General features: G+C 46.5%; 5 protein-coding genes and 4 tRNA genes. All 9 read right to left on the bottom strand.

The genetic code is table 11. From position 1 onward, the window contains the following. Positions 1 to 106 (bottom strand): GTP-binding protein (locus JMX98_RS13110; protein ID WP_087553676.1); only part of this gene is annotated, 106 nt, incomplete at its 3' end. A 520-nt stretch (positions 107 to 626) separates the two neighbouring features. Continuing rightward, a tRNA-Thr gene (locus JMX98_RS13105) sits at positions 627 to 701 on the bottom strand. 116 nt (positions 702 to 817) lie between these two features. Then, positions 818 to 891 (bottom strand) — tRNA-Gly (locus tag JMX98_RS13100). An 80-nt stretch (positions 892 to 971) separates the two neighbouring features. Then, positions 972 to 1,055: transfer RNA gene (locus tag JMX98_RS13095), tRNA-Tyr, on the bottom strand. Between the two features lie 67 nt (positions 1,056 to 1,122). Continuing rightward, a tRNA-Thr gene (locus JMX98_RS13090) sits at positions 1,123 to 1,198 on the bottom strand. Between the two features lie 191 nt (positions 1,199 to 1,389). Beyond that, positions 1,390 to 2,886 (bottom strand): anthranilate synthase component I family protein, encoded by a 1,497-nt coding sequence (locus JMX98_RS13085; protein ID WP_201587222.1) that lies wholly within the window; start codon positions 2,884 to 2,886, stop codon positions 1,390 to 1,392. 250 nt (positions 2,887 to 3,136) lie between these two features. After that, entirely contained in the window at positions 3,137 to 4,267 is a 1,131-nt protein-coding gene (locus JMX98_RS13080) for an FHA domain-containing protein (protein WP_227680180.1), read from the bottom strand. A 103-nt stretch (positions 4,268 to 4,370) separates the two neighbouring features. Next, the gene (locus tag JMX98_RS13075; RefSeq protein ID WP_227680179.1) at positions 4,371 to 5,129 is read right to left on the bottom strand and encodes an RsiV family protein; all 759 of its coding nucleotides are present in this window, start codon (positions 5,127 to 5,129) and stop codon (positions 4,371 to 4,373) included. Positions 5,130 to 5,453: 324 nt separating this feature from the next. Beyond that, positions 5,454 to 7,049, bottom strand: coding sequence for a peptide chain release factor 3 (locus JMX98_RS13070; protein ID WP_201587217.1), 1,596 nt, complete (start codon positions 7,047 to 7,049; stop codon positions 5,454 to 5,456). Positions 7,050 to 7,351: the final 302 nt, after the last annotated feature.

Raw genomic sequence — 7,351 nt, 5'->3', positions numbered from 1 at the left:
CTACGGTTGCGATAGCGGCGGTTAGGGTTGTTTTACCGTGGTCAACGTGTCCGATGGTGCCGACGTTGACGTGTGGCTTGTTGCGTTCAAACTTGGCCTTTGCCATGGGTAATTCCTCTTTTTTTGGTGAATCTTTATCAATAAAAGATCAGTGAATAGCTGTTTGACGGCTTCTGATGCATATTCAACCATCAAACCGTTGACGCTATGGCTTAACTACTAAAACGACCTTGCTTAACATCTTATCGCAAACACAAGACTCTTCATTTGCCTCTAAACACGGTACGTTTCAATGCTTTATTCAAACTTGTTTTTATTCAAGCTTATTTTTGATTACACTTATATGTTTAGTTATTATACTTGCTTTTTGCGCGATTGCCCATCATCCACGGTATCGCGATATGGCGGTTGCGTTACGATATCTTACGAGTCCCTAACCAATCTACCAGCTGAAGCGTTACTGCTTTGTTAACCAATTGACAGCACTAAAAGGCAACACCTCAGTGTCACCTTTGAATTATAATCTGCCACACTAATTTTATAGTTTTCAATATTCTATAATTTCGATATCGACGTAAAGCTGTGTATTAAAGCTCAAAGCAAACACAAAAAGCTAAAACAATAAATGGAGCTCATATCGAGAATTGAACTCGAGACCTCTCCCTTACCAAGGGAGTGCTCTACCGCTGAGCTATATGAGCATATTTTTAATAACTACAGCAGAAATCTGTAGATTTACTAAAAAAAATATCACGATGCAGCAATGATAACTGACTGTCGTGATGTATTATTGATAGTCTTTGCGATGGTGTATATATGGAGCGGGTGGCGGGAATCGAACCCGCGTCATTAGCTTGGAAGGCTAAGGTGTTACCATTATACCACACCCGCAATTACTCTTGTTTTGGCTGACTCTAATAGAGAGTCTATCATAATAAGAGCTTGCTTGGCGCTATGACAAACTTAAAATATGGTGGTGGGAGAAGGATTCGAACCTTCGAAGCTTTCGCGACAGATTTACAGTCTGTTGGGTTTGACCGCTCCCCAATCCCACCTTAGGGTGCTTTGAACAAAAATGACTTTAAAACAAGACAATTTTATAAAAAGCGACTTTAAAAGAGATGGTGCCGACTGCCGGGATCGAACTGGCGACCTACTGATTACAAGTCAGTTGCTCTACCAACTGAGCTAAGTCGGCTTGTTCTCTCAAAGTGGTGGCTATTCTATCAAATATTTTGAGAGACGCAAGCCCTTTTTTATTTTTTTTGCGATTAATTTCACATTAACTGTCAAGCGGTTGATTATGTTACTGTTTTTTTGGCCATAAAACCGCTTTTATCGCAGTCATAGCATTTGTGCTTGTTTTACCGTTCGCTGTAAGCCTAGCCGTTAGCGAATACGTAATCCATTACAGGCCATTTTTACGGCTTTTATCAGTATTTGGGCTTTTTGGTTGGTCTCCTCCCACATCGCGTCTGCAGTAGCACTGTCATTCACACTTGCGCCTACTTGGATATGTATCTTGCCGCGGCGCATCACCGCTGTGCGCACCGCTATCGCGGTGTCCATATTGCCATGCCAGCCCAAATAACCAACGCAGCCGCCAAAGACGCTACGACGCACCGGCTCAATCTCATCGAGGATTTGCATCGCGCGGATTTTGGGTGCACCTGACAGTGAGCCTGCAGGAAAAGTGGCACACAGTACATCGAGCGCATCTTTGTCAGCAGTTATCGCACCCTCAACATGAGAGGCCACCTGCATCACTTGCGAATAACGCTCGACAGCCATTTTTTGGCTGACCTCAACGCTGCCATCTTCACAGACGCGGCTAAGATCATCACATGCTAAGTCAACGAGCTTGCAGTGCTCGGCGACCGCTTGCTGGTCAGCGAGCATCGCCGTCTCAAGTGCTAAATCGGCGGCGGCATCTTGGCCACGTTTGCGTGTGCCTACCAGCGGACGCACGCTGACACGGCCATCCTCCACGCGAGATAGCATCTCAGGAGAGGCACCGATGATATCAAAACGTTTGTGATCATCTAACGTGTAGCCATGCACTAAAAACAAATACGGTGATGGGTTTAAAAATCGCAGCGCACGATACACTGCCAGCGAGTTGCCTTTATAATCCGCGGTCAGGCGCTGGGCTGGCACCACTTGCTGCACATCCCCTGTCATAATGTAGTCTTTGATTTTATTGACATCCGTACTGTATTTATCCATGCCAGTATGCGATTTAAACTTAGGTGTGGGCATGATAGGGGCGTACAAGCTTGGCATCTCTGTCAGCTTGTCTTCTATTTTTTCTAGCTCGCGAATGGCATGGCTATAGCCGTCATCGCTTCTGCAGTCAGCATAGACGATGATAGATAGGGTATTTTCTAGCCTATCAAAGACTATCACATTCATCGATAGCATGAGCCACATATCAGGCATGGTCATTGGGTTGGGCGCTTCACACTCTCCCATACTCGGCTCGATCACCCGTACCATATCGTAGCCGAAATACCCAACCAGACCACCGCTAAAGCTCGGCAGTGCCGGCATGTCTGTTGAAGTTGGCATTTGATACTCTGCCATCAGGGTACGAATATACTCAAATGGTTGGTCTACCATCTCCACGTCGATATGATCATTTTTTTTGACCGTCATTGCCCCATCTATATATTGCACGATCAGATCACCACCCAGACCAATCATCGAATACCGTGCCCAACGCTCACCGCCTGCCACTGACTCAAACAAGTAGGCCGAACCGCTCAAATCACGTACTTTGGAAAACACCGAGACTGGCGTTTGGGCATCCATCAAGCGTTTTTTTATCAGTGGCGCATGGCTAAAACCACGGTCTTGAAAAGCTTGATATTCTTCAAAGGTCATCATAATGAAACTCTCTTAGCAAACGATTGGCAAAAGATAAGAACAGTAAAAACGATAGTCACAATACAAATGCAAGATAGCGTCAACACTCTACTGAATGTTGACGCTATAAAAATGGCAGATTGGTGGCTTAGTTTATTATCAGTGGCATAGTAAGGATAACTGGTAGCCGCTAATTATATCAAAGCCCGCTGGGGTTATAGCGGCTCAAACGGACTGGCCAGTACTATATTAAAATGAAACGCCATTAAAATTAAGCGCCGCCCATATTAAACAACCATAACGCCAACCCGATAATCAAAATTGCAATAAACACCCATACAAACCAACCGCCGCTGGACTTTTTCTCTACTTGGCCAGCATTGGCAGGATTATTGATGGCTTGCTCCATGGCATTGTTGCCTTCGGTACCAAGGTCGCGCTCCTGACCGAGATTGGCAGTTCCTGAAAACTGAGCGGTCGCTGCTTGCTTGGCGCGCAGCACCTCAGGATCGGCTTCTTCTTGTAGCGCAGTTTTGGTGGTTTTGTCATGCTCAGGACTTTGGCGTTCGGCTACAGGTGCTTCGGCTTTTGGCTCTTTTACTATTGGTTCTTCAACGACTGGATCTTTAGTGGCCGGCTCTTTAACGACTGGCTCTTCGACTACTGGCATTGCAGCGACTTGTTCTTTGGCTACTGGCTCTGCCTCAACAGTTTCTTGAGGTTCATTTTGAGCTGGCGTAGGGGCAATAATATCTTCTTCTACAGGGGCGGCGGACATAGCGGCCTCGCCTGCACTAGCCGCGAGCACCTCCTCGACGATCGTTTCTTTTACCACTGGCTCTGGCGTAGCTTCTACTGAAACTGTCTCACTCGGTGATGCAGGTCTTGCTGGGATCGTTTCTTCAACAGCGGCAGGTGGCAGTGATGACTCTGTTGCCGACTGCTTCGATGGCGTGCTAGTGCTCTCTAGATCTTCTTGCTCTGAGCCTACTATCTCTTCTGGCTCTTTTGCTTTCGGCCCTTTGGTGGCTGGATCAATGGCGCTTGACTCTATATCCTCGGCAGCTAAAGCCATTACTTGAAACTCAAAGCTAGCAAAGCCAAGCTTATCGTCGGCGTTCAGCTGAACCGTTTTATTCGCCTCAATACGCTTATTATTAACAAAGGTTCCGTTAGAGGAGTCTAAGTCTTTGACATAAAGCTCAGTATCCAGCACGCTCAGTACTGCGTGGTTGCGTGACACCGCTTTACTGCCTAGCACCACATCATTGTCGCTGCCACGGCCAATCGAGAGGCTATCTGTGACGGTCAATGTCAAATCGCCCAACGCTTCGGTTACGGCATTGAGACGCCAACTGTCTGCATCTGCGGTGGTATGTGCATTATCTGTATGGTTCATCATGCTATGACTCCTTATTTTTTATGAAATTTTACATGTAATGTATTCAGCTATCTCTCAGATTTGATCGATGATCGGCCAAATGTGCCAGACACATCAACGATAACTATTTATTCGACAGGCGCGCTGGCAAAAACTGCGGTTTGATAACCCCCTGAAGCTGGCTATAAGGGATGCTCAATACCGGCATACCGTAGGCGTATGGACCGATAGAATAGTGCTGATAACGAATGTTAATCCCTGTCTCTGTCAAGGTCACATTGTCGCTCAACACAAACGGCCAGCTTTTCTCATAGCTACTGACATCATCAGCGACCGTTTTAACCCATGCTTTATACGCATCATGTGCGAGTGCTTCAAAACGAGGCTTTTTGCCTTTGATCAGCATGTCATCAAGAGTGACTTGTTTTTTGGTGGTCAGATCAAACGTTAAATACTCGCTATAAGGCATGCCGTGTGCACCACCAGTAAAGACGTAGGAGTTGATCTCAAACAGCTCAAAATCATTGACGTGACCTAAGTATTCTGGCGTGACCATAAGGCTATAGACAAACACGCTGTCTGCTGGAACCTCCGCAAACTGTGAGGTCACAAACTCATCAAGCGCCGCTTTGACATCGTCAGGCGTTTTTACCACTCGTGCGCCTGACTCACTAGGTTTGCTATTGACCACCAGCGCATCAATACGGGCGTTGACGGTGTTGTCTATCCAGCTGTGATTGCTTTTGAGATATTTGACTTCAATATCTGGGCAATTATCACGCTCAGTACATATCTTTTGAATTTTTTCTGGTAACTGATAATCGAGATACTCTGTTGAGCTGATTAGGCTACCTGCATTTGCGGACAGACTAGCGGCCCCCATCAGTAAACCGCTTGCTAAGAGACCAATTCGCCGTATACGCCCTACTCTGCCTAAAGAAGTATGCGTCAGCGTGAACCTATTAAGATGAGATTGAACCATAGCTTTCATGCATTCCTTTTTATAATATAAAGTATTGTTTAACATTCTACCGTAACAATGACGCTGTATTGTAGGAACACTGTTTGTGTTTTTGAAGTGTTGCTAATCACTCAAAACCTCTCTTGACTCATTTGCCGCATAAATAACGGACAATAAAAAAGACACGGCTAGCGTGTCTTAATCAATGAACAATATAGTGATACGGTTGATTTGATAACAGTCGTTTTAATGCTCACGCGTGCTGCTAAAGGTGATTTCTGGATAACGATCTTGCATCAATTGCAAGTTGACACGTGATGGCGCAAGGTAAGTCAGATAACCACCACCATCTAATGATAATTGGTCATGGGCTTTTTTCTTAAACTTCGCCAATGCTGCCTCATCATCACAGTGAATCCAGCGTACGGTAGCGATAGAGACCGGCTCAAAGCTGCACTGTACTTTGTACTCTTCTTTCAGACGATGGGCCACCACCTCAAACTGCAGGACACCGACCGCGCCTAAGATTAAGTCGTTATTAATCTGCGGCATAAACACCTGCGTGGCACCTTCCTCGGAGAGCTGCTGTAGGCCTTTTTGTAGCGCTTTGGATTTGAGCGGGTCTTTTAATACCACACGGCGAAACAGCTCAGGGGCAAAGTGCGGAATCCCCGTAAAGTTCAGCTCCTCGCCTTCGGTGAAGCTATCACCGATAGAGATTGTCCCGTGATTATGTAGGCCAATAATATCACCCGGATACGCCTCTTCTAGCGCTTCACGGTCACCCGCTAAAAAGGTTAAGGCATCAGCAATACGCACGTCTTTGCCCAAACGCACGTGCTTCATTTTCATGCCTTTTTCGTATTTACCTGAGCAGACCCGCAAAAACGCGATGCGGTCACGATGGCGCGGGTCCATATTGGCCTGAATCTTAAAGACAAAACCACTAAACGCCGTTTCGGTCGCAGCCACTTCGCGCTCAGTCGTTGGATGGGCTTTGGGTGGCGGGGCATATTTGACCAAGGTATCAAGTACCATATTGACGCCAAAGTTGCCCAGCGCGGTACCAAACAACACAGGGGTCATCTCGCCTTTTAAAAACGCCTCTACATCGAACTCTTCGAGCGCCATTTGTACCAGCTCAAGTGACTCCTCAAAAGCATCAAACATCAGCTGACCTAGACGCTCGCGTATATCAGGATAATCGTAGCCTTCACGCGTTTCAGAGACGGTCATCTTGCCGCCATTGCCTTTCTCATAAAGATAGGTTTTGTCTTCTGCAAGATGATAGACCCCAACAAAATCTTGCCCCATACCGATCGGCCATGTGACGGGCACGCATTTAATCTTTAGTACCGCTTCGATTTCACTGAGCAGCTCAAGCGGCTCGCGAATCTGACGATCGAGCTTGTTGACAAATGAGATGATGGGGGTGTCACGCATACGGCAGACTTCCATCAGCTTGATGGTACGCTCTTCGACACCTTTGGCACCATCGACCATCATCAGCGCGCTGTCTACGGCGGTCAGAGTACGATAAGTATCCTCACTAAAGTCGGCGTGACCTGGGGTGTCTAGTAGATTGACCATATGGTCTTTGTAAGGAAACTGCATGACGGAGGTGGTGATAGAGATGCCACGCTCTTGCTCCATGCTCATCCAGTCAGAGGTGGCATGGCGATCAGTTTTGCGGCCTTTGACCTCGCCTGCCACCTGAATCGCTTGTCCCCATAGGAGCAGCTTTTCGGTCATGGTGGTCTTACCCGCATCAGGGTGCGAGATAATGGCGAAGGTGCGGCGCTTGGCAACTTCTTGATTTAGTTTTTTTGGGTCTACGCTCATAATGTTCGGCTTCAGCAGTTGGGTCATTTAGAGATTAGTCTAAATAAATAGGGTAAATATGAGCGTATTGTAACGGATTTAGCGCCTGACTGCAGAATTAGCGCATAAAAAAACACGCTCTATGATAGCCCAATAGAGCGTGCGACCTTGGAGGTTACGATGTTTTTGGCCTAAATTGAGAGTTTCCCAAACTTTGTGTAACTGCTTATAATCCACTAACCGGAGAATAAGCAATGACTAAGCAAACCGACCTTAAAAAACTTGCCCAGCAAATGGCTAGCAGCATGAAAAGCTTTGATGAC

It is taken from the genome of Psychrobacter sp. HII-4 (assembly GCF_904846595.1).
Taxonomy (GTDB): Bacteria; Pseudomonadota; Gammaproteobacteria; order Pseudomonadales; family Moraxellaceae; genus Psychrobacter; species Psychrobacter celer.
Note: the sequence above shows the minus strand (reverse complement) of the source record. Positions and strands in the feature narration are given on the sequence as shown.

What these genes read in the sequence shown, in the direction of transcription:
- JMX98_RS13085 (WP_201587222.1), bottom strand. Translation starts at nt 2,886, where the DNA reads ATGATGACCTTTGAAGAATATCAAGCTTTTCAAGACCGTGGTTTTAGC.
- JMX98_RS13080 (WP_227680180.1), bottom strand. Translation starts at nt 4,267, where the DNA reads ATGATGAACCATACAGATAATGCACATACCACCGCAGATGCAGACAGT.
- JMX98_RS13075 (WP_227680179.1), bottom strand. Translation starts at nt 5,129, where the DNA reads ATGGGGGCCGCTAGTCTGTCCGCAAATGCAGGTAGCCTAATCAGCTCA.
- JMX98_RS13070 (WP_201587217.1), bottom strand. Translation starts at nt 7,049, where the DNA reads ATGAGCGTAGACCCAAAAAAACTAAATCAAGAAGTTGCCAAGCGCCGC.